This is a genomic window from Atrimonas thermophila (assembly GCF_045864955.1).
Taxonomy (GTDB): Bacteria; Atribacterota; Atribacteria; order Atribacterales; family Thermatribacteraceae; genus Thermatribacter; species Thermatribacter velox.
In genome coordinates this window covers 390,709-414,536 of sequence record NZ_AP028803.1, presented here as the reverse complement: position 1 = coordinate 414,536, position 23,828 = coordinate 390,709, and the positions used below count along the sequence as shown (strand labels likewise).

The window sequence follows — 23,828 nt, the reverse complement described above, 5'->3', positions numbered from 1 at the left end:
AGCACGCTGCAGTACACAGGATAACGGTAAAAAAGAATGGGAGCTCCCACACCAATCAAAAAACACTGCCCACACCAGAGATTGAGCGAATACGACCATGACTCTAAAACACCACATCTGAAACTATGGGTACTTTCTTTTCTTCTTCGCTATCCTCGCTCTCACAGCGTACTGCCAGCGAACGACCCTTCTCACCGTAGAGTGTTTCATTGCTCTTAACTTTCATCCCCATCGGTCTTTCCTCCTTTCTTTTTGTTTTCCACTTATATGTATCGGCAGAAAACGAAAATTCTTTAGGGGAAGAACGCAAAAAAAATGGGTGATAGCTCCTCAAAAAAGCGGTGGGTTTTCCCGCAAAAACTTTTCCACTTCCTCAAGGTGCGGAAAAGCCGAAAAAGCCCCCCGTTTGCTTGCTGTGAGCGCTCCACAGGCGGCACCAAAAAGGACCGCTTCTTTGAAAAGTGAAGGTGGAAGCGCCAAACCCTTGCGCATGCCTTCTTTAAGAAGCACAAAGAGTATGCCTGCGCAAAAGGCATCCCCGCAACCCACGACATCTGCAACTGGCACCGAAAAAGAAGGTAGCTTGCCTCGCACCAGAGCGTTGGCAAAAAAGACTCCGCCCTCTCCCAGGGTAACCGCCAGATTCCACACTCCCTGAGCAAGTAAAACTTCCGCTCCCAGCTCCAGTTCCTGCTTTCCGCTCAAAAGAAGAAACTCTTCAAGGTTGAGCTTCAAAAAGTCCACCTCAGGAAGCAGTGCCCAGACCACCTTTCGTGCCTCATCGGGCCCCTCCCAGAATGCCGGGCGGTGGTTAAAATCGAAAAAAACGAATATGTCCTCTTCTCGAGAGTGACGCAGGACAGCTTCGGAAACTTCCCTAATTGGGGCAGCGACGAAATCCAAAGATACAAGATGCACTGCTCGCGCATACTGTAAAAGCGTCCAGTCCACATCCTGAGGGGAAAGGTCCAAATCAGAGCGTGAATAGCGCAGGTAATAAGGGTCTTGCTTGCCAAAGACAAAGGTCAGAGAAGTGCGTTCCCCGTTCGAAAAGCAAAGCTTCTCTCCCACACCCTCGGCCCGTAAAGTATTGCGGAGAAACTCCCCAAAAGGGTCGGCTCCAACCTTTCCTATGACGGCACTCCGCACACCAAGGCGGGCCAGAGCCACCGCCACGTTGACTGAAGCCCCACCCGGGAAAAAGGAAAAAGAAAGTGGACTTTCCCTCATCTGGAAAGCATCCACCACCACCTCGCCCAAAGAGACCACATCGAAGCTTCCGCAAACTGCATTCTGCATGGTCTGTTCACTCCCCAGTTTCTGAAAACACCCCTCAGAACTTTCAGCGCTCACCCAAATACTCAAAATAAGCCCACTTCATAATAGCATACAGCCCTGGAAGCTGAAGAACGCCAAAGTAACTCCAAAATCCGGCCTGAGACAACGGGGGTGAAGTGATAACATACGTAGCAGCCCTCAAAGAAGGGTGGACAAAGAAGCTTTGATACACCTTGGTAATGAACCTCCCCCCTGTGGAAGTTATCAAAGAGCAGATAGTTCTCTGGAGCTTCCTCCAAATTTGGTATAATAAGCGAAATCAGAGTACATATTGTATAACGTGATGTAATCTGTTTGCCGGAATGCCGGCACAACTGGAAATCTTCGCATTCAATAACTAAGGAAAATTTAGCAACCAAGTGGAGTAATCTGGAAGAATTGAAAATTTGAAGGAGTTTCAGTATAAACCCCAGAGAGCTTTTGCAGGAAAAGCGTGAGGAAATCCTGCGCATCTGTGCCAAGTATGGAGCCCGGAAGGTGCGGGTCTTTGGCTCAGTAGCTCGGAATGAAGCAGATGAAAAAAGTGACATCGACCTGATTGTAGGATTCGAACCAGGTCGCAGTCTCCTGGACCACGCTGCACTCTGGCTCGAGCTTCAGGAACTCCTCGGCTGCAAAGTGGACGTGGTCAGCGAGCGTGGCATTAAGCCCAGGATTCGGGAGCGCATCCTTCGCGAAGCAGTGCCGTTATGAGAAACCCCAAAGAACGCCTGCTTGACATCCTCGATGCTATCACTAAGATTGAGCGCTACGCGGCACGTGGACGGGAGGCATTTGAACGAGATGAGCTAATTCAGGTTTGGATTCTTCACCATCTTCAGATTATTGGAGAAGCTGCAGCTCGACTGGGTAGGGATTTCTGCAAAGCTCATCCTCAGGTGCCCTGGGCAGAAATCATAGCCGTGCGTAATATCCTTGTTCACGAATATTTTGGTATAGACTTATAAGAGATCTGGCAAACAATAGAACGCGGTTTGCCTGTATTGCGGCGGGAAATAGAGATACTGTTAAGAAAATTAGAGGAACAGGACCGCAGCAGGTGAGCAAAATAGCATGGTTCCATCATTTATCAAAGAAGCATCTTCTCCATGTAGAACACCAAAACGTGGTGCTTACCCTCCAATTCTTACCAGGAACATCCAGGGCCAGTTTTTCCCGGTCAGGTAAAAGTTCCCGCTCTCCGGATCAAAAGCAATTCCGTTCATAACCTCGGCTTCACTGCCCAGTTCCCGGCGCAGGGGCGAGCAGTCCAGCCAGCCCACCACCGCTCCACTTTGGGGGTCTACCACCACGACCAGGTCCTCATACCACAGGTTGGCATAAATTTTTCCCTCCGCATACTCAAGCTCGTTGATCCTGTCCACTTCCCGCCCTGCGGCAGTCACCGTGACTTCTCTAACTAAAGAAAAGTCCTCGGGTCTGAAAAAACGCAAGGTTGAGGAGCCGTCGCTGGCAATGAAGCGCTCACCGTCAAAGGTGAGCCCCCACCCTTCAAAAGGGTAAGGAAGCGTCTTCACAGGCTGCAAGGTATCCAGGTCCCAGAAAAGGACGAGATGCTCCCGCCAGGTGAGCTGCACAAGCTCACTACCCCACAGGGCAAGTCCTTCCCCAAAAAATTTTCCGTCCAGCGCAACCTGTTCCAGCACCCTGCCCGTCTCCGGCGATACCCGGCGCAGGCTCGATTTACCGTACAGTCCGGTGCTTTCATAAAGTAGGCCGTCGGCAAAAATAAGGCCCTGAGTGAAAGCCGAGGGATCATGGGGGAAACGCGCCAGGACTTCATACTGCAAGCGGGGAATACTGCTTTTTGCCAGATATTCAGAAAGCTCTCCCGCCAGAAGCCTGGATGGCGAAAAAAGGGAAAGCACCAGAAAACCTGCCAAAAAGAAAACTTGCAAAAGCTCACTGTACCTTGTTGACAAACGTTTACTCTCCACCACTTTCTTGTTATAATTCTCCCAAAAGGAGGGTTAATATATATGATCAAAGAGTTCTTCTTTGCAATCATTGTATCCCTTCTAATGCTTTTTTGCATCCCGAGTTTTGCCTGGGCTTCCCTGGCTCAGGAGTTGCCCCCAAACGCAAAAAAACTCACTGTCTACCAGGGAATCAACTTGGCCTGGATGGAAGAGCTTTTTACGCTACACCTTCAAGCTGGTGAAAATCGGCTGCTGCTCAACCAGGAAGCCATGGAAAAAGGAAGGGTTGTCATTTATCCCCTGCAAAAGGGGCTTCAGGTAAAGCAGTTAGAAGCAAGGGAGAATCACTACCAGCTGCTCCTTGAAGCAGAAAATGAGGGCGATTATCAGCTACTTGCCGGCTTTTTTGTTCGAGGTCTTTCCTGGGAAGAGTCCTACCTGGGGGTTTTGAACGAAGAAGAGAAAACCCTATACCTTATCCCTACAGTGCACATTGACCAAAAAAGCGAACGCGACTTTGAACAGGTAACCCTGCAGTGGCTCCTGGGAAAACCAGCTATCGAAGTACCCCTCCCCCGGGCATTTGCCATAGAAAAAGCAATGACCTTCGCTGTCGAAGAAGTACCGGCTCACACACCGATGGAAATCACCACCCAGCAGGTATCCGAGTATCAGCTCTTTGCACTCTCTGGGAAGGTGGACCTTTCTGCACGTAGCACCAACACCTTCTTTCCAGAAGTGCGAGCTTTCCCCTTCCAGGAAAAATACCGGTTCTCAGATGAGGAACTCTTCCGGGTGCTAACCTTCAAAAACAGCGCTGACCCCCTTCCCCCCGGTAATCTCCTCCTCCGCGACCTGGAAGGCACCTTCTGCGAAAGCATAGTGTTTCCCGGCGCCCGCCGCAACCAAGAAGTGGAGCTTGTTCTTGAGGGAGCGGAAGTTCGGGTAAAGCGCCGGGAAGTTGCCTATCGCAGGCTGAAAGCACGCTTCAACGATTACCGGGAAGTGGTGGGGCTTATTGCCCAAAAAGAAGTAGTTTTTGAGCTTGAAAATCCTACCAGCACTACTGCAACAGTTGAAATTGAAGAGCACCTACCCCTGGAAGTCGCAACCCTTCCCGAAGGCTGGACTTTCAAAGACGGTGCTGCCTGGAAAACAGTCACCCTCCCCCCCGGAGAGAAAAAGGAAATCACTCTCACTTACCAGTTTGAGGAGGAAGTCTGATGCATACCCTCTTTCTACTCATTTTGCTTATCCTGCTGGTTGTTACTCTGGGAAGTGTCTCTGCTCTGGCCCAGCAGTTGCTTCTTGAACGGAGTGGTGAAAGAACACTCTTTGTTTTTCCCGATGGTCAGGTGCTGAGCGAAGAGTGCTTTGCGGTGAACCTGCGCTCCGGCGAAAACCGGTTTACCTGGCAAAAACCGGAAGGCGTGAATCCCCAGGAAATTCACATCACTGCAGACGGTGCAGCACTCACCAGCATCACCTATCCTGAAAATTCTACACTGGCTGTCCTATTGATAAACTCTGAAAAAGAAAAGAAAGCGACCATAAAAGCCCTTTACCCTGTGCAGGACCTCGAAGCAGAGTTTCTGTACCAGGTGGTGTGGGAAAAAGGTGCCGAGAATCCGCATCTTTACCTTTACCTCCTGCTCTCTGGAAGCCGGACTCCAACCACAGGAGAGGTTGTCCTTCGGGTCCTGGGTCAGAGCTATCCCCTGCACCTTGAGCAGGGAGTATCCCCGCAACTCCTCCTTGCAGAAGCAATGATAGAAGGCGAACGGGTCATCCGCTACCTGAGTGGGCAAGCCCAGCTTCTGAATATCTGGAAGTTGCAACTGCCTCGCAACCTGCAGGTCAAAGGCAAAGTGGAGTGCTTTGAGAAAAACGGAGACAATCTGACTTTTCTGGGAGAAGGCCACCTTAGTGGCAAAGAAGACTTGCCAGAGCTTCCCCTGGGAAGCGTAGAAAGCGTGGTGGTTGAAGAAACTCTGACTCTGCGTGAGAAAAGCAACCGCTTTTACTCAGAATCCGGCGAAGAGGTGCTCTATGACACCACTGAAGAGAAGGTCTACCGGGTCGAAAATCGGGGAGAAGAAAAAGCCAAAATTCAGATATACCAGGAAGTGCATCCCAGCTCCCGCGTGGTCTCAGCGACTCATCCGGTAACCGTCGAAGAGGCAGGGCTTCTTTCCATCACCCTGGAGCTTGAAGCCCAGCAAAAAGCAGAAGTGAAGCTTAAAATTCAGGGCGAAAAGCTCACCTGGGGATGGGCCTTCAAGTCCTGACCTTCTCCAAAAAGGCTAAATACCCAGAAAACCAGAGGAGCGTTTCCCATGAAAGCGCATCATTTTTTCGGCAATCTGGAGCACATGCTCACCGAGCGCATAAGCAGGCCAGCAAGAGTAATGCGTCTGGTTTTTATCTTGAGCTTTCTCCCTGCTTATACCATCTGGGTTCTGCGAGATGGCCTATCCTGGGTTGACGCCCTGCCGCTTCCTGCAGCACTCTCTTTCGCAATCGCGCAACTCCTGGGCCGGAGGAAGAGGTCCTTCTTCAACCCTCTTTCTGTATGGAGCGGTTGCTCCCTGATAATTCTGGTCATTATTGCAACCGGTAGGGAAAATAGCCCTTTTCTATTTCTTTTCTTTTTGCCCACTTTGAGTTACGGTCTGGAAAAAGACTATCCGTGCGCAAAACGAGCATTTCTTGTGAACAGTGCTTTTTACCTTTTGCTGATTGTTTTATCCTTCTTGAGGGGTAACCTATTCAGCTTTAGCTACCTAATTGGTACTCTCATTTCTGGATACGCCATGATGAAAACCCTTGACCACAATCTGGGCTTTCTGGAATGGCAAATCCGCATCCTGAGCAAACAGGCTTTCCGGGACCCGCTCACCGGGCTCTTGAATCGGGCTGCTCTCCAGCAAGCTGCCCTTGAATTCATAACCAGGAAAATACCTTTCGCACTGCTCCTTGCTGACCTTGACGGCTTCAAGCGCTATAACGACCGCAAAGGACATCTGGCAGGGGATAAAATACTTCGGGAAGTTGCCCGGGTGCTTCAGGAGTCCTTCCGCTCCCAGGACCTCATCTTCCGCTACGGCGGAGATGAACTTTTGGTCCTTATCCCCGAAGGAGATCCTGCTCTTGCAGAGGAGCTTACCCAGCGGCTCAAGAGAAATTTGCAGCTGGCCCTGGAAGGTGAAGTAGGGATTTCCTGCGGCTTTTCGCTTTTCCCTCAGGAAGCAAAGACCCTGAAAAACCTTCTCCAGGTTGCCGATGAGCGCCTCTACGAAGAGAAAGCCCGGGTTTCTCCGGAACACCGAAGGACTGCCAGGGAAGACACCTCGAAAAAAGAAAGTTGAACATCCGCCAGGCGTCTTCCTTCCTTGCCCAAAAGGGAAAGTTCTGTGATAATAAACCCGTGGAAAAGATAGAAAAGAGTTTTGACCAGCGCAAGATACTGAAACAGGCCCTGATAGGAATTGGCGGAAGTTTACTCAGCCTTCTCTGCATCGTCATTTACCTTTTCCTGCATGAAGGTGAAATCTCCTTTTCAGTTGCCCATCCTGAGAACCTCTTCCTGGCAGCAAGCGTTTTGACCCTGGCCTGGCTTTTTGATGCTCTGCGGGTTATGCTGAGCGCCCGCATCTGGAAGAAAAAGCTGCGCCTGCGGGACTGCCTGACCACGGTGCTCTCCGGGTATTTTTTGAGCGGAATCACTCCGGCCAACACCGGGGGACAGGTAGCCGAAATTTACCTGCTTACCAGGTCCGGTCTCTCTCTGAGTGAGGCCACCGGTTTGACCGTGGTCGGGGGAGCACTTTATTCTTTCACCTTGGTGGTCCTTTTCTTCCTCTCTTCGCTCTTTTTCCAGCTCTCCATCCCCTCCCGCATGTTTGTGATTACCTCACGCCTCTTTCTTCTTTATGCATTCCTCCTGGGTGTGCTGTCTATTTTTCTGAAATATCCTCACCTCCTTTTCCAGATCTCCCATAAAGTGCTCGCTTTTCTGGCTCGTTTTGTACCCCGCCTGAAGGGCCTGGTCGAGGTCGCTCCACCTTTTCTGGAGCGCTTTTTCCTTGAGTTGCGCGAAAAACTGCTCCTTTTTCTGCGTAAACCCCAATATTTAGCCCTGAATATCTCCATGTACAGTCTCCATTTTTTCTGTCTTCTGGGCACCACCTATTTCCTGATTCAGGCTGTCTCAGAAAGCAATCTCTCCTTAAGCGCCACCGTGCGCTTGCAGCTTCCGCTTTTTTTATGCTGCGCTTCACACCCATCCCGGGAGCAAGCGGTATCGCCGAGCTTTCCTTTGCGTCGCTTTTTAGAGCGCTCCTGGCCGGAAAAAATCTGGGTATTCTGGTTTTTCTGTGGCGCCTGTACACGTATTACCTGGCTCTTGCCGCAGGGAGTGTGGCCTTTTTCCGCACTCTTTCCCGTTGAAGAAGGGATTCTCCCCTCCGGCTACCACAACCAAACACTAAGCAAACCACACCAAACCCACTTGGAAAGCAAAGTTTAGGAATTAGCGCTTATTAGTGTTTCAGCTGCTCTTTCAAAATGTGTTGCAATGTCTTTTTGAAAAATTAAAAAATTTTCTTGATTTTTTAGTATTATTAAATTAAAATTCCTTTAAGCTGAAAATAACCTCAAAGTGAGTGAGACGAAAAGACCTTGCTTGAAAAATACCGTCATGTGGGCAAGCGCATTCAGAAAGAACGCCTCAATTATGGTCTCAGCCTCAGCGAGGTCGCTGAAGCTACCGGTCTCTCTACCTCTTTCCTGAGCCTGCTTGAAAATGGGAAAGTGGTACCTTCGCTCAAGGCGCTCGACAAATTGTGCACCTTTTTCTCCATCCACATGGCTACCCTGTTTGAAGAAGAAGACAACGAACAGGAAGTCCTCTTTTTCCCTCGAGAGAAACAGATTGAGGTCTCCATGAAAGGCGAACGGGGACTACGCTTCCTCCTTCCCAAAAGAAAGGCTCTGGAACCAGTCCTGATAACTCTGTATCCCCAGTCCACAAACCAGGAATTTACCGTTCACAAAGGTATTGAATTCGGCTACGTCCTGGAGGGAAAGATTGAAGTACATCTTAAAGGACGCGATCCTATCATTTGCAAAAAGGGCGACTCTGTGCTTTATCGTGCCGACCTTCCCCACCGCCTCCTCAACCCCACCCAGGAAGTAGCCCGCGGCATCTGGATTGGTTTGCGAGAAAACAACTCCCTGTAAACATAAAGAAAGGGGTGATGCGGTGTCAATGAGTGTGCAAATCCAAAACCATCCTGGAAGTAGAGGGGGTTAACTATGAAAAAAATACTCAATGTTCCCCAGAATGCGGTGCCTGAAATGCTTGCTGGAATGGTAAAGGCTCACTCACGGCTCATAACCCTTTTACCGGGAACCCAGGCTGTGGTCAGAAAAGATGCACCAGTCAAAGGCAAGGTAGCCCTCATAAGTGGAGGAGGAAGCGGTCATGAACCAGCTCATGCTGGATACGTGGGACGAGGCATGCTGGATGCAGCCCTTGCCGGAGCAGTGTTTGCTGCCCCACCACTTGACGATGCTTTAGCCGCACTCAAACATTGTGCAACCGAACAGGGAGTGCTTTTTATAATTAAAAACTACACCGGAGACCGCTTGCTTTTCGATATGCTTTCCGAAGAGGCAGAAGAAATGGGAATACCAACACGGAGCGTGGTGATAGCTGACGATGTGGCCATAGCCGAGAGAGAAGGGACTCCAGGGCGCCGGGGAGTTGCAGGAACTGTGCTGATCCACAAAATTGCTGGAGCCCGGGCTGACCTGGGAGGAAGTTTAGAGGAGGTTCATCAGGTAGCGCAAAAAGCCGCTTCCTGGGTGCGCAGTATGGGAGTAGCTTTAAGTCCTTGCACGCTTCCAGGAAGCACGCAGCCCAGTTTCACCCTGGATGAAGACCAGATTGAAATCGGCATCGGAATCCACGGAGAAGCGGGCGTGCGGAGAGAGAAACTGCAACCTGCCAGAGAGTTAACTCAAAAGCTGCTTGAAAAAATCCTGACTGACCTTCCCTACCAGGCTGGCGATGAAGTAGCAGTCCTTGTAAATGGTATGGGGAGTACTCCTTTAATGGAACTCTACATTGTTTTCAATGAAGCAGAAACCTTTCTGCGCTCAAAAGGGATTACCATCTACAAAGCCCTGGTGGGTGAGTACATGACTTCTCTTGACATGGCCGGGTTCTCAATTACCTTGCTTAAGCTGGACGCAGAGCTCAAAGAACTCCTGGACCATCCTTGCCTTACCCCCTGCTGGGTACAGAGTTAACGCGAGGAGGGAAACACATGGACTTTGAAAGAGAAAAGCTAATGTCGATCATCCAGGGAATGGTCCAAACCATTGCCGAAAATGAACAGTACCTTAACCAGCTGGATAGTGTCATCGGTGATGCCGAACACGGCTCCAACCTGAAACAGGCCTTTGAAAAAGCTCTGTGCAAAATCGAAACACTAAACGTAGAGCAACCTGAAGAGCTGCTCACCGAGTTTGGGAAAGCGGTCGCAGGTTCTGGATGTGGCTCTGGACCACTTTTTATAGGACTGGCCATCAAAGCAGCAGGAAGGTATCTCCTTCAATCTGGGCTTCAAAACCCTTCCAGCATCAAAGAAGCCTTTAGAGCAGCTCTTGAAGCTGTCAAAGAAAAAGGAGGCGCCCAGGTCGGGGATAAAACTTTGGTCGATGCACTGGAGCCAGCAGTGCAGGCCTTTGAAAAAGCTCTGCAAAGTGGCCAATCCTTAGCGGAAGCCTTTGCCCAGGCCAGAGAAGCTGCCAGAGAGGGAATGCTAAGTACCAAAGACCTGGCTGGCAAGCGGGGAAGAGCTTCCTACCTTGGAGAAAGGGGGGTGGGATATCAGGATCCTGGAGCTACCTCAATTTACCTTTTGCTGGAAAGCGTATACCAAAGCCTAACCAGAAAGGAGAGTAACCCGTGATTAAAAGATTAATAATTTTAAGCCTGGTAGTAATTTTTTTCCTCTGGATATCACCGATATCTCAAGCGGCGTCGGACACCATTAAAATAGGACTTTCTGCACCAATCACCGGCAACTATGCCGAATTTGGAGAAAACTTCAACTATGCAGTGCAGATGGCTGCAGATAAGATAAACGCTCAGGGAGGGATAAACGGTAAAAAAGTGGAAATTGTGGTCATGGACAGTAAAGGTGACCCCAGGGAGTCGGCACTCATCGCCCAGCGCTTCGTGCAGGACCCCAACATCCTGGCGGTAATCGGTGACTTCACCAGCACCTGTTCTCTGGCCGCAGCGCCCATCTATGAGCGCTACGGAGTGGTACAGCTCTCTCCTACCGCTTCCCATCCTGACTTTGCACCTTCCGGGAAATATATGTTTGGCATTGTAGGCACCCAGGACGCCGAAGGCCCCTTTAATGCCAAATATATAGCCAAAGAGTACCTGGGGTTAAACTCAGTAGCCATCATCTACATTAACAATGACTGGGGAGTGGTTACCAAGGACCGCTTTGCAAAAGCAGCTCAGGAAAACGGCATCCAAGTGACCATCGAGCAACCTTTCTTTGAAGGCGAGCGTGATTACAACGCCATTTTAACCAAAATTCGCCAGACCAACCCCGAGGGCTTGTTCATTGCCGCCATGTACAATGAGGCCTCCCTTATCTGCCAGCAAATCCGCAAAATGGGTTGGGACGTAAAGCTGCTTGCCCCAAGCTCAGTGTTTTCCGACAGCCTGCTCAAGCTGGGAGGAGAAGCGGTGGAAGGTCTGGTAACCAACACCTTTTTTGCCCTCAACGACCCTGACCCCATGGTCCAGGAATTCATCCAGGAATTCCGTAAAAGAGCTGGTCGCGACCCTAACCTCCACGCAGCCTGCGCCTACGATGCTATGCTACTTCTGGCAGAAGCCATTAAAAAAGCGGGCTTTGACCGCAAGGCTATCAGAGATGCCCTGGCAGAAACCAAAGGATTCCAAGGAGTAACCGGCTCCATAACCTTCACCCCGGTGGGAGATGTGGTTAGAAAATACAAAATCATGGTGGTCGAAAACGGCCAGTGGGTGATTAAAAAAGACTATACCAGAGACTAAGCAGACCAAACTCAGGTGGGGGATGTACATCCCCCACCCGGCTTCAACCCAAAACGAGGGGTGAAATGCAATGTTTTTTCTTCAGCAACTCCTGAACGGTATAGCCCAGGGCTCCATTTATGCCCTTATGGCCATTGGTTACTCCATAATCCTGGGTGTGGTGGGGTTGGTCAGTTTCGTCCACGGCGAAGTTATCATGATTGGAGCCTTCGCCGGCTTTTACGTTTTGACCTTCCTCTACAGTAACGTACTGGTTGCCCTCCTCGCTGGTTTTGCAGCCACCTGGGCGCTGGGAATGTTCATCGAGAAGATTTGCTACAAGCCTTTTCGCAATGCAGCACGAGAGGTGGCTCTCATTGCTACTATTGGTCTTTCCATCACCCTGCGTAGCTCTGCCCAGATTGTTTTTGGGACTCAACAAAAGTTCATGCCCGATATGTTCGGCAACCGTTTTTTCGCTGTCGGAGATATTCGCATCGCCTATACTCAGGTTTTTGTGATGCTGGTCGTGGTGGCACTCTGCATTGCCCTGCAACAGCTCTTTTTCCGCACCCGTTTTGGCATAGCACTGCGGGCAGTAGCCATGGACAAAAAAGCAGCAGCACTGCTTGGTGTCAACGTGAACCGAACCATACTTTTCGGTAACGCCCTGGCCTGCTCTCTGGGTGGAATATCCGGGGTGTTACTCGGTATGTATTATAACGCGGTGCATCCCCTCATGGGAGCAACTATGGCTATGAAGGCCTTCACGTCTACGGTTTTCGGTGGGTTGACCAGTACTACCGGTGCAGCCATCGGTGGACTCCTTCTGGGCATCTTTGAAAACCTGGGTGTGGCCTTTCTTTCTTCCGGCTACCGCGACATCATCGCCTTTTTAATTCTGATTGTGGTGCTTTTGATTAAACCCTCAGGGCTTCTGGGCAGGAAGGGGGTTGAGCTCTGATGGCCACGAACCCCCGGATAATCCTGTTTGTGATTTTGGGTGTTCTCTTGCTCTTGCTCCCCCTTTTGCTCAGCAACGATTACTTTATGCGGGTCGCCACGGTGATACTGCTTTATGTGTTGCTTGCCAGCAGTCTTAACGTGATTAACGGTTACTCCGGGCAATTCAACATCGGACACGCTGCTTTTTACTGTATCGGTGCTTACACCGCAGCCATTCTTTCCACCCGATACGGCTTCAGCTTCTGGGTGCTTTTGCCTTTGAGCGGGCTGGCATCAGCGCTTTTCAGCTGTCTTTTGGGAATACCAACTTTGCGCCTGCGGGGCATTTACTTTGCCATGACCACTCTGGGTTTTTCAGAAATCATTCGTCTATCCGTCCTCAACTGGACTTCTTTAACCCGCGGCCCAATGGGGATACCCGGCATTCCCTTCCCCAACCTTTTCGGTATGGAACTGCGCAGTAATGCCCACTTTTACTACGTCATTCTGGGCATAGTGGCTCTGATGCTTCTTGTGACCCAGCGGGTGCTCAACTCAAGAATTGGGCGAGCCTGGATTGCCATCCGTGAAGACCAGGCAGCAGCAAGAGCCATGGGAGTGGAAGCTTTCAAATACAAGCTGATTAATCTTATGTTTGGAGCCTTCTGGGCAGGAGTAGCTGGCTGTTTCTATGCCTTCTTCGCAAGCTACATAAGTGCCGACAGCTTCACTCTTGACGAAGGTTTTTCCATCTTAGCCATGGTGCTCGTGGGTGGTCAGGGAACGCTACTTGGTCCGGTCATTGGCGCCACATTTCTCACCCTGCTTTCTGAATTTTTCCGGGGCATCGCTCAATACCGGCTGGTTATCTTTGGCATTGCCATTCTGCTCACCGTTTACTTGCGACCTCAGGGCATTGCTGGAAGCAGCATGCTGTTCCGCAGATATCGGGAAACTGAAGAAAGTGGAATAGAAGTCGAAGTCGAGGAGGTGGAGCTTGATGCCACCCATACTTGAAACCCAGAAGGTCAGCCGCTACTTTGGAGGTCTGAAAGCCCTGGATGAAGTGAGTATTCAGATATTTCCAGGTGAAATCTATGGCATCATCGGGCCCAACGGAGCTGGGAAAACTACTCTATTCAACGTACTGACAGGGACCATCAGAGCAAGCAGCGGAGAAGTCTTTTTCAAAGGAAAAAAAATAAGTGGTCTTCCACCTGAGAAAATCGCCAGGATGGGTATGGCCAGGACTTTTCAAGGCATCAAGCTCTTCAAGTATATGACCGTGCTTGATAACGTTAAAATTGGTTTCCACACCCAAACCAGGACTTCCCTGTGGGATGCTATCTTCCATACCCGAACTTACAAAAAAGAAGAAGCAATGGTGGCTCAGAAAGGCCTGGACATCCTCAAAAGGGTGGAATTGGATAGCTATGCCTCCTACACCGCTTCCAGCCTACCCTACGGCATGCAGCGTAAGCTGGAGATTGCCAGAGCCTTGTCCCTGAACCCGGACATTTTACTACTCGATGAGCCAGCAGCGGGAATGAATCCTCGAGAAACCGAAGAACTGGTTGAATTCATAAAAAAACTCAATGCAGAAGGCTTGACCATTGTGGTCATCGAGCACGACATGAAACTGATTATGAACGTGTGCCACCGCATAGCGGTCTTGGACCACGGTGTCAAAATATGTGAGGGCTCACCTCAGGATGTGCAGTGTAACCAGAAAGTTATCGAAGCCTACCTTGGCCGGGGCAAAATTGGCAGCAAAAGAAGCAGCATCGCTGGAGAAAGGAGTGGTACACATGCTTAAGGTGGAAAACCTCCACGTTGCCTATGGGAGCATAAAAGCGCTCAAGGGTGTGAATCTGGAAGTCAAAGACCAGGAAATCGTGACCCTGATTGGGGCCAATGGGGCCGGGAAAAGCACGCTACTTCTCAGCATATCCAACCTGGTTAAAAAGCAAAAAGGGAAAGTTCTTTTCCTTGATGAGGATATCACCCACGAGGAGCCAAGCGCAATAGTGCGCCGGGGCATTTGCCACGTACCCGAAGGAAGACACATATTTCCCTACCTCACCGTGGAGGAAAACCTCCTCATGGGAGATTTTGGGAATCCAGTCTCCAATCCCGCTCGCCGACGTGAAAACCTGGACCGGGTATATCAGCTTTTTCCCCGGCTCAAAGAAAGGCGTAAGCAGCAGGGCGGCACCCTGAGCGGCGGGGAACAGCAAATGCTGGCCATCGGCAGGGGGCTCATGCTGGAGCCTCGTCTGATGATGCTCGATGAACCCTCCCTGGGCCTGGCTCCCATCATCGTGGAACAGATTTTTGAACTCATTCTGGACATTCGCAAAATGGGAACCACCGTGCTTTTAATAGAACAAAACGCCAACATGGCCCTCCAGATAGCCGATCGGGCCTATGTGCTGGAAACTGGAAGAGTAACTCTCTCTGGGAGTGCCACTGAACTTCTAAACGACCCCAGAGTGGTACAGGTATACCTTGGCATCGGCTAATTTCAAAACAATAAGGAGGAACAATCATGACCATCAAAAACGTAAGCAAAATCAACGATCCAGAAACCGAAAAACTGCGTCAGGCCATAGAACATCGGGCAACCTGGTTTTACCTTCTGCTCGATGAGGCCAAAAAAAGAGGCCTGGATTGGGAAGACTTTGCAAGGAAAGCCATCTTTAGATGTGGCTGTTTTCACGGTGAAACCCGTTTCAGCAAAACCGACGACCTGCGCCGGTTCGGCAAGGAATTCGCCAACGAAACCGTTCGCAAAATCTTCGAAATGCAGATTGTGGAAGCCTCCGAAGACCGCTTTGTAGTCGAATTCAACTACTGTCCTTTAGTTGCTGCCTGGCAGAAATTCACCCAGGACGAGCAAGAAATTGCTACCCTCTGCGACATCGCCATGGAAGGCGACCGGGGCATTATAAGCACCTTCCCGGGTTTTAAAATGGAACTTCAAGACACCATTGCCTCTGGCGGAAAGGTGTGCCGACTGATTATCAGCAAAGAAAAACCTCAATGCGAGGGATAATACATGCTCTCACTCAAGGAATTCTTGAGACGTGAAGTCAAGCCCGCTCTGGGCTGCACCGAACCTGGAGCAGTGGCCCTGGCCGTCGCCAGAGCAAATCAGGAACTTCCCTCGGGGGAGTTAAGGTCAATCCAAGTAGTAGTAAGCGATAGTGTCTACAAAAATGGTCTGGCGGTGGTCATTCCGGGAACCGGAGGAGCACGCGGCAACGCTGTAGCTGCAGCTCTTGGAGCCTTGTGCGGGAAGCCGGAATACGGACTTGAAGTCCTGAAAGACTGTACCCCTCAGGACGTGGACACAGCCAAAAGATGGGTCGAACTTGGGAAAGTAAGGGTACAGTGCGACCCAAACCAGCATGATGTGTATATTGCTGCAACCGTTAAAAAAGGCACGGACTGGGCAAAATGCGTGATCGCTGGGGACCACTCCAATATCGTCGAAGTGGTCAAAAACGGAGAGACGATTTTGCGCAGTGAAAATGCTTCTCAAGCAGCAGACCTACTGTTTCAAAAAATTAAGGAACTCTCCTATCCCGAGTTGTTGAAGCTGGTCGAGGAAATGGACGCCGAAGACATTCACTACCTGATGAAAGGAGCCACCATGAATTTAACTATAGCCCAGGCCGGGTTACAGGAAGGTTGCGGCAGCGGACCGGCTTTTGGACGGAAGATGCAACAGCTCATGCACGAAAAAAACCTGGAGGGCGACTTGGGATACCTGATAAAAAGCCTCTGCTATGCAGCAGCAGACGCCCGCATGTCAGGCGTGAAGCTACCAGTCATGAGCAGTGCCGGAAGCGGCAATCACGGTATTACTGCCATATTGCCGGTGGTGCTGGTGGGCGAAAAAACTGGTAAAAGCCGGGAAGAAATCGCCCGAGCACTGGCAGTGAGCCACCTCTCCACAAGTTTTGTGAAAAGCCGCTTGGGTAGGCTTTCTCAGGTTTGTGGCTGCGCTATTGCCGCTGGAGCAGGAGCTGCTGCCGGAATAACTTATCTTTTGGGTGGAAAACTCGAAGAAATGCAGGAAGCGATGCAAATTGTGCTCGCCAACACGGCAGGAATGATCTGCGACGGAGCTAAGGAAAGCTGTTCTCTCAAGGTGGGCACTGGAGCCTTTGAAGCTTATCTGGCAGCCCTTTTTTCACTTCTGGGAAGCAAAACTGCAATCCCCCAGGGGTTACTCAGCCCCTCCATAGAGCAAACGGTAAACAACATGGCCGAACTAAGCCAAGAAGGCATGCGGGACCTCGACCGGGTCATCATAAGCATTTTGGAAAAAAACTTTCACTCACCCAAACCCTGTGAGGACAGCAATAACCTGCAAAAGGAGGTTGAAAACTGATGAAAGAAGCAATTTCCACTTCTTCGGCACCTCAGGCAGTTGGCCCTTACTCTCAAGCGGTACGGGTCGGGGAATGGGTTTTTGTGTCCGGACAGCTGGGACTCTCCCCGCAGGGAGAAATGGTCTCAGAAGATGCAAGTGAGCAGGCACGGCAAGCTCTGGAAAACCTGCGCGCTATCCTCAGGGAAGCAGATCTCGAGATGGAAAACGTGGTGCAGGTTACCGTCTTTCTCACCGATATCCAGGAATTCCAGGCTGTAAACGAAGTCTACGCTCAGTATTTTAAGCCCCCTTACCCGGCGCGCTGTTGTGTGGAAGTGAGCAATCTACCCCGAGGTGGCAAGGTGGAAATCGCAGCCATCGCAAAAAGTAGTTAACACATGTTTTCGATGAAATAGCAAAACCCGGAGCAAAAAAGATACGTATATGTGATTAGAATGCAATTCGAGAGGAACGCTTCATGAAGCGTTCCTTAAAGAGAGGGTGAAATATGCGCAAATTCGTTTTTTCGGTAATTTTTTTGCTCCTGTTTTTTGCCTCGGGCTGCCTGGTGGAAGGCATTCTTCCCTCAGGCAGTGCTTCCTTAAACCCCGACTTTACACAGCACATCAACGCTTTCGGAGTGAACCTCCTCAAAGCCCTGTGGGAAGAGCGCGAGGAAAATCTCTTCATCTCTCCAGCAAGCATTGAGCTTGCCCTTTCCATGGTCGCAAGTGGAGCCCGGGGGACGACGCAATCTGAGATACTCCAGAGTTTGGAGTTTTCTTCCTTCAACATGGAGGAAGTCAACCAAGAAAACGCCAACCTGGTAAAAGCACTCAACCGCACCAATAGTAAAGTTACTCTGAACGTCGCCAACTCCCTCTGGGCAAGAGAAGGTGTACCTTTTTACGAAAACTATCTGCAAACTGTGCAACAATTCTACCAGGCAGAAGCGCGCCTGGTGGACTTTGCAGATCCCCAGACTGTCAACCTTATCAACCAGTGGGTCAGCGAAAAAACGCATAACAAAATAACCCGCATCATCGACCGGTTATCTGACCTGGATGTTTTGGTGCTCCTGAACGCCATCTACTTTAAGGGAAAGTGGAAGTACACCTTTGACGCTGAAAACACCCAGCTTCTCCCTTTTTACACAGCGCAGGGCGAAAGCCAGGAACTCCCCACCATGTGGCAGGAAGGCTCCTTCGATTACTTCGAAAACCAAACTCTGCAAGCGATACGCCTTCTTTATGCCGATGAGCGCTTCAGCATGTACATTTTCCTGCCCCGTGCCCAGGAAGGATTATCGGATTTGCTTGAGGGACTCAACGCCAACCTGCTTGAGGACTGGATACAGAGTATGGAAAAGCGGGAAGGTGAAATCTATCTTCCTCGCTTCAAGTTGAGTTTTGAGCGTTCTCTGAACGCAACGCTTCGGGAGCTGGGAATGGAACAGGCCTTTGACCCCCAAAACGCTGACTTTGGAGGGATGCTCCCCATCCCGCCCAACGCCTTTTTGAGCGAGGTCAAGCACAAAAGCATTCTGGAAGTAAACGAAGAGGGAACCACCGCAGCAGCAGTGACTTCAGTCGTTATAGGGATCACCGCTCTACCGCCTGAGGAACGCTTCCTGATGCGGGTGGACCATCCCTTTCTTTTAGCAATTCGGGATGAAGAGAGCGGGCTTTTCCTTTTCCTGGGAGCCGTTGAAAACCCGGAAATGCTTTAAAGCACTACTCTCCCTTCAGGACCGTCTTCAAAAGTTCCACCATCTGGGGGTCAAACCTGACCCCCTTTTCTTTCTCGATTTGTTCCAGTGCTTCCTGTGGAGAAAGTGAAGCTTCCCCACCAGTTGAAAAAGTTAGAGTAAGGTAGGCATCCACAACCTGCACCAGGCGAGTAATCAGGGGTATTTCTTCCCCTTTCTTTCCCCGGGGATAACCCGACCCATCCCAGTGTTCCCAAAAAGCATAGATTTCCTCTGCCACCGGATGGAGCGAAGGAGTAGCCCGAGCAATACGATATCCAAAGGCCGGATGTTGCTCCCAAAGAGTCCTCTCTTCCTCAGAAAGCGCTCCTTCCTTAGAGAGCAATTCGCGAGGAAGGGCTAATTTTCCCACATCGTGAAAGGCAACCAGAAGTTTCACTCTCTCAAGTTCCTCATGGGAAAGCTCTAACTTCCCGCCCATCTTCAGGGCGAACTCTTCCATAGTAAAAAGCTTTTTTTCATCCTCGATTCCCAGCGCAAGGAGAGCTTTATGCAGAAGCTGAGCATATTCCTTTCCCTGCTCACGGCGTAAAAACTTTTTGCGGTAAGCCTCCTCTTCTGCAACATTTATCACTTCCCAGACGCTCTCCTCCCGATGCCTTCTTACCGCAACTCCCAGCGAGAGCCCCAAAAAGAGTGGTTCTTTTCGAGTTTCTTCTTGACAAAATTCCTCAATACGTCTCGCAATCCCTTCAGCTGCTGGAAGAGCCGTTGCCGGCAAAATCACCAAAAACTCATCTCCACCCCAGCGGGAAACGATATCTCCCTTACGGCAAGAGGATTGTAGAATCTGTGCCGCTCGCTTCAACATATCGTCCCCAAAGCGGTGGGAAAAGGCATCGTTCAGAAATTTGAGACCGTCAAGGTCAGCGAAAATAAAACTGATTGTCGGGTCCCTGCCCCGCTCCAGACGGGCCAGCTCTTCTTCGGCAAACAGGCGATTGTAAAGTCCAGTCAGGGCATCGTGAAAGCTGAGATAACGTATTTTCGCTTCATACTTTTTGCGAGCGGTGATGTCGGAAACAATCATCCCTATCCGGGAGCCATCGAGCACAAACAAGCTCACTTCCCAGAAAACATCGAATTCAGGTACAAACACTTCCTTGCGCAGGAATTCACCTCGCATAAGCAAGGGGGTATGTTCATCGCTCAAAAGCTCCCCGAAACCTGGAAACACCTCTTCTATCCGGAGGCCACGCAGCCCCTCAGGCTTGAAGCGCACCATGGCCGCAAAAGAAGCATTGGCTTCAACAATTTGAAATGCTCGAGGTTTATTTTCTTCGACCTGAACTTCTTCAAGCAAGACAAAGCCATCCGGCATGAAGGTGAAAAGCATTCGATAGCGCCGCTCGCTCTCCTGGAGTTTTCGTTCCATCTCCCGGCGCTCGGTAGCATCCCGGAAAACCAGCACCACGCCCAGGATTTTCCCTGAAGAATCCTTGATTGGAGCCCCGCTATCGTCAATAAAAAATTCTCTCCCGCTGCGGCTGACCAAAATGGTATGGTTGCCAAGTCCCACCACTTTTCCCTCTTTAATTACCCGGCGCACCGGGTTGAGAACCGGTTGACGAGTTTGTTCATAAAGGATATGGAAAACCTCTTCTATGGGCTTTCCTGCTGCTTCCCCAGCACTCCATCCGGTAAGCTCTTCGGCCACCGGGTTCATAAAAATCATCCTGCCCTCTCCATCAGTGGCGATGACTGCATCGCCAATGCTCCGCAGAGTAGTCTGGAACCACTCTGCTTCCTGAGCGCGCTTCCTGGAAATAGCAAGGTAGCTTAAGAAAACCCGCAGGTGCTGAAGAAGCGGGTCCAGAAGCTGGTAACGCTCATCATCTTTGGAAAAGCGTTCCTTAAAGAGGCACTCCACAAACCCCTCTTCGCCACCTTCGCCTGGCACCGCGAAAGCAAAAAAACCCTTATCCTTAAACTTTTCGGGAACCTCCAGCAGGGCTTCAGAGAGGGTCTCAAGCAGGATTCTGTGCTCCTTTTCCCAGTCGCTTTGCAGAGAAGGTTCTTCGAGTAGCTTCCCAAGCAACGAAAACTCTTGCAGAGCATGATTGCTCTCAGCCCAGACCAGCCTCTCCCCATCGGGCAAAACCGCACAGATACAGGAAAAACCGAAGAAATTGCCTATTTCCTTAAAAGCAAAGGAAAGAAGCCGTTCCAGATCCTCATGAGCAAAGAAGCGTAAGTGAATTCTTCCCATCATCCTTTCAAAGTCAAGGTGCAGAGAAAGGCGTGATTCTGCGCTGCGACGCCGCAGTACCTCTTCCTGAAGATTGCGGTTGGCTTCCCGGAGCTCTCTGGTCCGCAGAGCAACCTGAGCCCGCAAAAGCCAGACAAATAAAAGAAGCACCAGCAACGCCCCACCGCCAGCCCCCATAGCGTAAATGAGCCAGCGGGGCATCTCCCAGGGTTTGTGCATCTCCAAGTAGCGATGAACAGCACGGTGGTACACAGAATCCGGGTCCTTTTTGAACTCTGCAAGCCAGCGGTCCAGTGCAGCAAGCAACTCCTGGTTTTTCCTCTGGGGACTGCAAAGCGTAGCTCGACAGGCCTGAAAATGAGGGGGCTTGCTTCCAAACCGTACTGTGCTCCAAACCGGATACCAAACAGCCTGTTGACTACCCCGACATCGCCCTCGCCTCGAGCAAGAAGCGTAAAAACCGCCTGATAATCCTTAACCTCCAAAAATCTACAGTCAAGACCAAAGCCCGAAACCATTTTGAGCATTTCCTGATAATAGATATCATCCTTTACTGCCAGGATGGTTTTTCCGTTCAGGTCCAGAAGGGAATTTATTCTCAAAGAGGGTCGAGCATAGACGGCTCCCCAGTTTAACCAGACGGTCTCCTGATTGAAATCAAAAACTTGTGCACGCTCTTCAGAGTAAGCAATCGCCAGGAGAAGGTCAATCTCGCCCTGACGGAGAAAGTCGAGAAGCCTTGAAAAATCATCACGCACATACTCTATCTGCCAGCCTTCCCGGCGCCCAATCTCTTCCAGAACCTCTGGATAGAGACCCTGAACCTGGCCGCCCTCATCCCAGAAGACAAGAGGTGGGTCCTGGTATGCACCAACTCGCAAAGTCAGAGCAAAAACCCCGGGTAGGAAAGCGTAAAGAAGAAATATAATCAAAACAAAGAATAACAAAAATACTTTTTTACTCTTCAAACGACTGGACTCCATCTTCTACCCATGCTACATCTTTGAAAGACTTAAGATGCTGAACAGAGGAAACCCCTCCCCGAGTTGTCCTTACCAATTTTATACCCTATTTTTCTTTGAAAATAAACACTTTTTGAGGTCTGGAGTAGAAAACAACTTTGAACTGAATCGATACAATCTGTGAAACAGGAAGACCGCAAAACTATCCAGCATCAAAGCAGCACAAGGGGTGTCCGAATATCAAGCCAAATAGGAGACCAAAAAGGAACTCTGATTTTTTAGTTTCCAAAAAACTAAAGATATCTCTTTGCAAAACTCAACTTCACTGTACCGACTTACAAGACAAAAACCCCGCTACTCTTTGAAATAATTACAAGAGAACTCTACCAGCGTATCAGAAGCTTCTTGCTCCGTTAGTAAACAAAACCTACTTCATAAATTAACCCTTAACAGCCCCAAAAGTAAGGCCTCTAACGATGTACCTTTGAATTGCCACCGCAAGAACAACCGGAGGCCCCAAAGCCAGAATCGCCCTGGTAGCCATAAACCAGAACTGAACTCCTCGGGTGTCCTCAGCACCAGCCAGATAGACCGGAAAAGTCTTTGCCTTAAGGGAAGTTAGAGACAGAGCGAAGAGAAATTCGTTCCAGGTAAAAGCCACACAGATAGCTGCCACCGCTACAATGGTAGGAGCAGCCAGAGGAAGGGCGATATGCCAAAAAGCTGAAATCTCTGAGCACCCATCCACCGCTGCGGCTTCCTCAAGTTCTACCGGAAGCTCCTGAAATGCCTGACGAGTGATAACCACAGCAAAAGGAAGAGTAAAAGTGGCGTTGACAATGATGAGCGCCAGACGAGTATCCAGAAGATGCAGTGTTCGCATAATTAAAAAGAAAGGTATGACCACCACCACTGGTGGTAAAACTCGCTGAGAAAGATACCAAATAGTAAGATCCCTATTTTTCACTCTACGAAATTTGAAACGAGCCAGCGCATATCCAGCCGGAACCCCCAAAGCCATGGCAATCAAAGTAGCAAAAATGGCAACCACAATACTGTTTGTAAGTGCCATACGGCTTTCCCGCACTGAAAGCTCTGTGCGCCAGTTCTCCAAAGTCGGCAAGAACTGCAGGAAAGGAACAGAAAGCCCTGACACGGTGAAGGTTTGCGCCGGGGGTTTCAAAGAGGTTACCACTCCCCAGTAAATCATAAAAAGAGCCCAGAAAAGGATAATACCTACCAGAAGATACCTAACTACAAGACCCACCCTTGAACGTTTACGCACTACACCCACAGCAAACCCTCCTATTCATAGACCTCGCGTACCCTGCGGAAGAAGATGTTCACTGCCACCATCACTATAGCCAGCAAAAGATAACCAAGGACCGAAGCATAACCAAAGTCAAAGAATTTCAAGCCAGTACGGTAGGTGAAAAGGGAATACACTTCGGTCGAGGTTGCCGGACCACCACCAGTGAGACTGTATACCACATCAAAGATTTTAAAAGACTCAATGAGTCGCAAAAGTAAAACAATGATTACCACTGGCTGCACCATGGGAAAGGTAATTTTGCGGAATATCTCCCATTCTGAAGAGGAATCGAGATAGGCAGCATCGTAAATCTCTTCGGGAAGCGATTGTAATCCAGCAAGGATAACCAGAAAGCAAAAAGGGGTCCATTGCCAAACATCAAGAAGAATAATAGCTAACCAGGCCCAAAAAGGGTTAGAAAGCCAGGGTATTTTCATTCCCAAAATGCTCATAAGAATGCTGTTTATAGGACCACCTTCTTCATAGAAAACGGTGAGCCCCAGATATCCCACTGCAACTGGGGTACAGAAAATAGGAAGAATAAGTAAGGCCCTGAAAAGCGACTTGCCTTTCATCTCCTGATGGAAAAGAAGAGCAATCAAAAGGCCAAGAACAACCTGGATAGCCACTGTAACAGCCACATAAAGCAGGGTAATACGCAGAGCGTTCCACATTTTGTAATCGCTGAGAATACGAGCAAAATTGGCCAGGCCAACAAAGCGCGCTGGTCTTCCAAGCCGCACCCTGAAAAAAGTCAGACTAAAAGAATAAATAAGCGGAAAGATGGTAAAGGAAAGAACCCAGATGATTGAGGGAAATATAAAAAAATATTTAACGCGCTTTCGCCTTCGCTCCATTCTTCAACCCTCCTCAAAAGAGGGAGGGGTATTCCCCCTCCCTCAAGC

General features: G+C 49.9%; 24 protein-coding genes and 1 pseudogene. 18 read left to right on the top strand and 7 right to left on the bottom strand.

The features are described from left to right. Positions 1–103 precede the first annotated feature (103 nt). Positions 104–232 carry a hypothetical protein gene (locus ACKTT1_RS02235; protein WP_412710025.1) on the bottom strand — a complete coding sequence of 43 codons (129 nt, stop codon included), beginning with the start codon at positions 230–232 and terminating at the stop codon, positions 104–106. 98 nt (positions 233–330) lie between these two features. Then, the gene (locus ACKTT1_RS02230; protein WP_412710024.1) at positions 331–1,299 is read right to left on the bottom strand and encodes a carbohydrate kinase family protein; all 969 of its coding nucleotides are present in this window, start codon (positions 1,297–1,299) and stop codon (positions 331–333) included. Between the two features lie 441 nt (positions 1,300–1,740). Here ACKTT1_RS02230 and ACKTT1_RS02225 point away from each other — a divergent pair, with 441 nt between their 5' ends. Further along, on the top strand, positions 1,741–2,031 hold the full coding sequence (locus ACKTT1_RS02225; RefSeq protein WP_412710536.1) for a nucleotidyltransferase family protein: 291 nt from the start codon (positions 1,741–1,743) through the stop codon (positions 2,029–2,031). Beyond that, positions 2,028–2,381, top strand: a pseudogene (locus ACKTT1_RS02220) (DUF86 domain-containing protein). Before ACKTT1_RS02225 ends, ACKTT1_RS02220 begins: the two are co-directional and overlap by 4 nt. Before the next feature lie 69 nt (positions 2,382–2,450). On the opposite strand, the gene ACKTT1_RS02215 reads toward ACKTT1_RS02220, so the two are convergent. After that, the gene (locus tag ACKTT1_RS02215; protein WP_412710023.1) at positions 2,451–3,260 is read right to left on the bottom strand and encodes a glutaminyl-peptide cyclotransferase; all 810 of its coding nucleotides are present in this window, start codon (positions 3,258–3,260) and stop codon (positions 2,451–2,453) included. A gap of 57 nt (positions 3,261–3,317) precedes the next feature. Between ACKTT1_RS02215 and ACKTT1_RS02210 the strand changes: the two genes are divergently transcribed. The 16 genes from ACKTT1_RS02210 to ACKTT1_RS02135 all read left to right on the top strand — a co-directional run bounded on the left by ACKTT1_RS02210 (position 3,318) and on the right by ACKTT1_RS02135 (position 18,401). Then, positions 3,318–4,481: a hypothetical protein gene (locus ACKTT1_RS02210; RefSeq protein WP_412710022.1), complete on the top strand. Its 1,164-nt coding sequence runs from the start codon at positions 3,318–3,320 to the stop codon at positions 4,479–4,481. Further along, positions 4,481–5,545 carry a hypothetical protein gene (locus ACKTT1_RS02205; RefSeq protein WP_412710021.1) on the top strand — a complete coding sequence of 355 codons (1,065 nt, stop codon included), beginning with the start codon at positions 4,481–4,483 and terminating at the stop codon, positions 5,543–5,545. Before ACKTT1_RS02210 ends, ACKTT1_RS02205 begins: the two co-directional genes overlap by 1 nt. Before the next feature lie 48 nt (positions 5,546–5,593). Further along, positions 5,594–6,625 carry a GGDEF domain-containing protein gene (locus ACKTT1_RS02200; RefSeq protein WP_412710020.1) on the top strand — a complete coding sequence of 344 codons (1,032 nt, stop codon included), beginning with the start codon at positions 5,594–5,596 and terminating at the stop codon, positions 6,623–6,625. 59 nt (positions 6,626–6,684) lie between these two features. Then, a complete protein-coding gene (locus ACKTT1_RS02195) occupies positions 6,685–7,785 on the top strand; it encodes a YbhN family protein (RefSeq protein ID WP_412710019.1) in 1,101 nt (366 codons plus the stop codon). Positions 7,786–7,937: 152 nt separating this feature from the next. Beyond that, the gene (locus ACKTT1_RS02190; RefSeq protein ID WP_412710018.1) at positions 7,938–8,498 is read left to right on the top strand and encodes a cupin domain-containing protein; all 561 of its coding nucleotides are present in this window, start codon (positions 7,938–7,940) and stop codon (positions 8,496–8,498) included. 75 nt (positions 8,499–8,573) lie between these two features. After that, a complete protein-coding gene (dhaK, locus tag ACKTT1_RS02185) occupies positions 8,574–9,572 on the top strand; it encodes a dihydroxyacetone kinase subunit DhaK (protein WP_412710017.1) in 999 nt (332 codons plus the stop codon). Positions 9,573–9,589: 17 nt separating this feature from the next. Continuing rightward, positions 9,590–10,237 (top strand): dihydroxyacetone kinase subunit DhaL, encoded by a 648-nt coding sequence (gene dhaL / locus ACKTT1_RS02180; protein ID WP_412710016.1) that lies wholly within the window; start codon positions 9,590–9,592, stop codon positions 10,235–10,237. Continuing rightward, a complete protein-coding gene (locus ACKTT1_RS02175; RefSeq protein WP_412710015.1) occupies positions 10,234–11,367 on the top strand; it encodes an ABC transporter substrate-binding protein in 1,134 nt (377 codons plus the stop codon). The genes dhaL and ACKTT1_RS02175 overlap by 4 nt, the downstream gene beginning before the upstream one ends. Positions 11,368–11,437: 70 nt before the next feature. Continuing rightward, positions 11,438–12,310, top strand: coding sequence for a branched-chain amino acid ABC transporter permease (locus ACKTT1_RS02170; RefSeq protein ID WP_412710014.1), 873 nt, complete (start codon positions 11,438–11,440; stop codon positions 12,308–12,310). Then, positions 12,310–13,308, top strand: coding sequence for a branched-chain amino acid ABC transporter permease (locus tag ACKTT1_RS02165; protein WP_412710013.1), 999 nt, complete (start codon positions 12,310–12,312; stop codon positions 13,306–13,308). The genes ACKTT1_RS02170 and ACKTT1_RS02165 overlap by 1 nt, the downstream gene beginning before the upstream one ends. Further along, entirely contained in the window at positions 13,292–14,107 is an 816-nt protein-coding gene (locus tag ACKTT1_RS02160) for an ABC transporter ATP-binding protein (RefSeq protein WP_412710012.1), read from the top strand. The genes ACKTT1_RS02165 and ACKTT1_RS02160 overlap by 17 nt, the downstream gene beginning before the upstream one ends. After that, positions 14,100–14,813, top strand: a complete 714-nt coding sequence (locus tag ACKTT1_RS02155) for an ABC transporter ATP-binding protein (protein WP_369017771.1) — start codon at positions 14,100–14,102, stop codon at positions 14,811–14,813. The genes ACKTT1_RS02160 and ACKTT1_RS02155 overlap by 8 nt, the downstream gene beginning before the upstream one ends. A 26-nt stretch (positions 14,814–14,839) precedes the next feature. Next, on the top strand, positions 14,840–15,346 hold the full coding sequence (locus ACKTT1_RS02150; RefSeq protein WP_412710011.1) for an L-2-amino-thiazoline-4-carboxylic acid hydrolase: 507 nt from the start codon (positions 14,840–14,842) through the stop codon (positions 15,344–15,346). A gap of 3 nt (positions 15,347–15,349) precedes the next feature. After that, entirely contained in the window at positions 15,350–16,690 is a 1,341-nt protein-coding gene (locus ACKTT1_RS02145) for a serine dehydratase subunit alpha family protein (protein ID WP_412710010.1), read from the top strand. Beyond that, positions 16,690–17,067, top strand: coding sequence for a RidA family protein (locus ACKTT1_RS02140; RefSeq protein WP_412710009.1), 378 nt, complete (start codon positions 16,690–16,692; stop codon positions 17,065–17,067). Before ACKTT1_RS02145 ends, ACKTT1_RS02140 begins: the two co-directional genes overlap by 1 nt. Before the next feature lie 113 nt (positions 17,068–17,180). Beyond that, entirely contained in the window at positions 17,181–18,401 is a 1,221-nt protein-coding gene (locus ACKTT1_RS02135; protein ID WP_412710008.1) for a serpin family protein, read from the top strand. 4 nt (positions 18,402–18,405) lie between these two features. Here the strand turns inward: ACKTT1_RS02135 and ACKTT1_RS02130 are convergent, their stop codons facing one another. The 4 genes from ACKTT1_RS02130 to ACKTT1_RS02115 form a co-directional block, all read right to left on the bottom strand. Continuing rightward, complete coding sequence (locus tag ACKTT1_RS02130; protein ID WP_412710535.1) at positions 18,406–20,649, bottom strand: HD domain-containing phosphohydrolase; 2,244 nt, start codon at positions 20,647–20,649, stop codon at positions 18,406–18,408. Continuing rightward, entirely contained in the window at positions 20,649–21,617 is a 969-nt protein-coding gene (locus ACKTT1_RS02125) for a transporter substrate-binding domain-containing protein (protein ID WP_412710007.1), read from the bottom strand. The genes ACKTT1_RS02130 and ACKTT1_RS02125 overlap by 1 nt, the downstream gene beginning before the upstream one ends. A gap of 433 nt (positions 21,618–22,050) precedes the next feature. Continuing rightward, positions 22,051–22,905: a carbohydrate ABC transporter permease gene (locus ACKTT1_RS02120; RefSeq protein WP_412710006.1), complete on the bottom strand. Its 855-nt coding sequence runs from the start codon at positions 22,903–22,905 to the stop codon at positions 22,051–22,053. An 11-nt stretch (positions 22,906–22,916) separates the two neighbouring features. Next, positions 22,917–23,780, bottom strand: a complete 864-nt coding sequence (locus ACKTT1_RS02115; RefSeq protein ID WP_412710005.1) for a carbohydrate ABC transporter permease — start codon at positions 23,778–23,780, stop codon at positions 22,917–22,919. Between the last annotated feature and the right edge of the window lie 48 nt (positions 23,781–23,828).

Bases quoted from the DNA above. Each gene is read 5' to 3' on its own strand.
- ACKTT1_RS02160 (WP_412710012.1), top strand. From the start codon at position 13,292: ATGCCACCCATACTTGAAACCCAGAAGGTCAGCCGCTACTTTGGAGGT.
- ACKTT1_RS02230 (WP_412710024.1), bottom strand. From the start codon at position 1,299: ATGCAGAATGCAGTTTGCGGAAGCTTCGATGTGGTCTCTTTGGGCGAG.
- ACKTT1_RS02135 (WP_412710008.1), top strand. From the start codon at position 17,181: ATGCGCAAATTCGTTTTTTCGGTAATTTTTTTGCTCCTGTTTTTTGCC.
- ACKTT1_RS02115 (WP_412710005.1), bottom strand. From the start codon at position 23,780: ATGGAGCGAAGGCGAAAGCGCGTTAAATATTTTTTTATATTTCCCTCA.
- ACKTT1_RS02235 (WP_412710025.1), bottom strand. From the start codon at position 232: ATGGGGATGAAAGTTAAGAGCAATGAAACACTCTACGGTGAGAAGGGT.
- ACKTT1_RS02145 (WP_412710010.1), top strand. From the start codon at position 15,350: ATGCTCTCACTCAAGGAATTCTTGAGACGTGAAGTCAAGCCCGCTCTG.
- ACKTT1_RS02170 (WP_412710014.1), top strand. From the start codon at position 11,438: ATGTTTTTTCTTCAGCAACTCCTGAACGGTATAGCCCAGGGCTCCATT.
- dhaK (WP_412710017.1), top strand. From the start codon at position 8,574: ATGAAAAAAATACTCAATGTTCCCCAGAATGCGGTGCCTGAAATGCTT.
- ACKTT1_RS02205 (WP_412710021.1), top strand. From the start codon at position 4,481: ATGCATACCCTCTTTCTACTCATTTTGCTTATCCTGCTGGTTGTTACT.
- ACKTT1_RS02150 (WP_412710011.1), top strand. From the start codon at position 14,840: ATGACCATCAAAAACGTAAGCAAAATCAACGATCCAGAAACCGAAAAA.
- ACKTT1_RS02200 (WP_412710020.1), top strand. From the start codon at position 5,594: ATGAAAGCGCATCATTTTTTCGGCAATCTGGAGCACATGCTCACCGAG.
- ACKTT1_RS02210 (WP_412710022.1), top strand. From the start codon at position 3,318: ATGATCAAAGAGTTCTTCTTTGCAATCATTGTATCCCTTCTAATGCTT.
- dhaL (WP_412710016.1), top strand. From the start codon at position 9,590: ATGGACTTTGAAAGAGAAAAGCTAATGTCGATCATCCAGGGAATGGTC.
- ACKTT1_RS02140 (WP_412710009.1), top strand. From the start codon at position 16,690: ATGAAAGAAGCAATTTCCACTTCTTCGGCACCTCAGGCAGTTGGCCCT.
- ACKTT1_RS02130 (WP_412710535.1), bottom strand. From the start codon at position 20,649: ATGGGAAGAATTCACTTACGCTTCTTTGCTCATGAGGATCTGGAACGG.
- ACKTT1_RS02155 (WP_369017771.1), top strand. From the start codon at position 14,100: ATGCTTAAGGTGGAAAACCTCCACGTTGCCTATGGGAGCATAAAAGCG.
- ACKTT1_RS02165 (WP_412710013.1), top strand. From the start codon at position 12,310: ATGGCCACGAACCCCCGGATAATCCTGTTTGTGATTTTGGGTGTTCTC.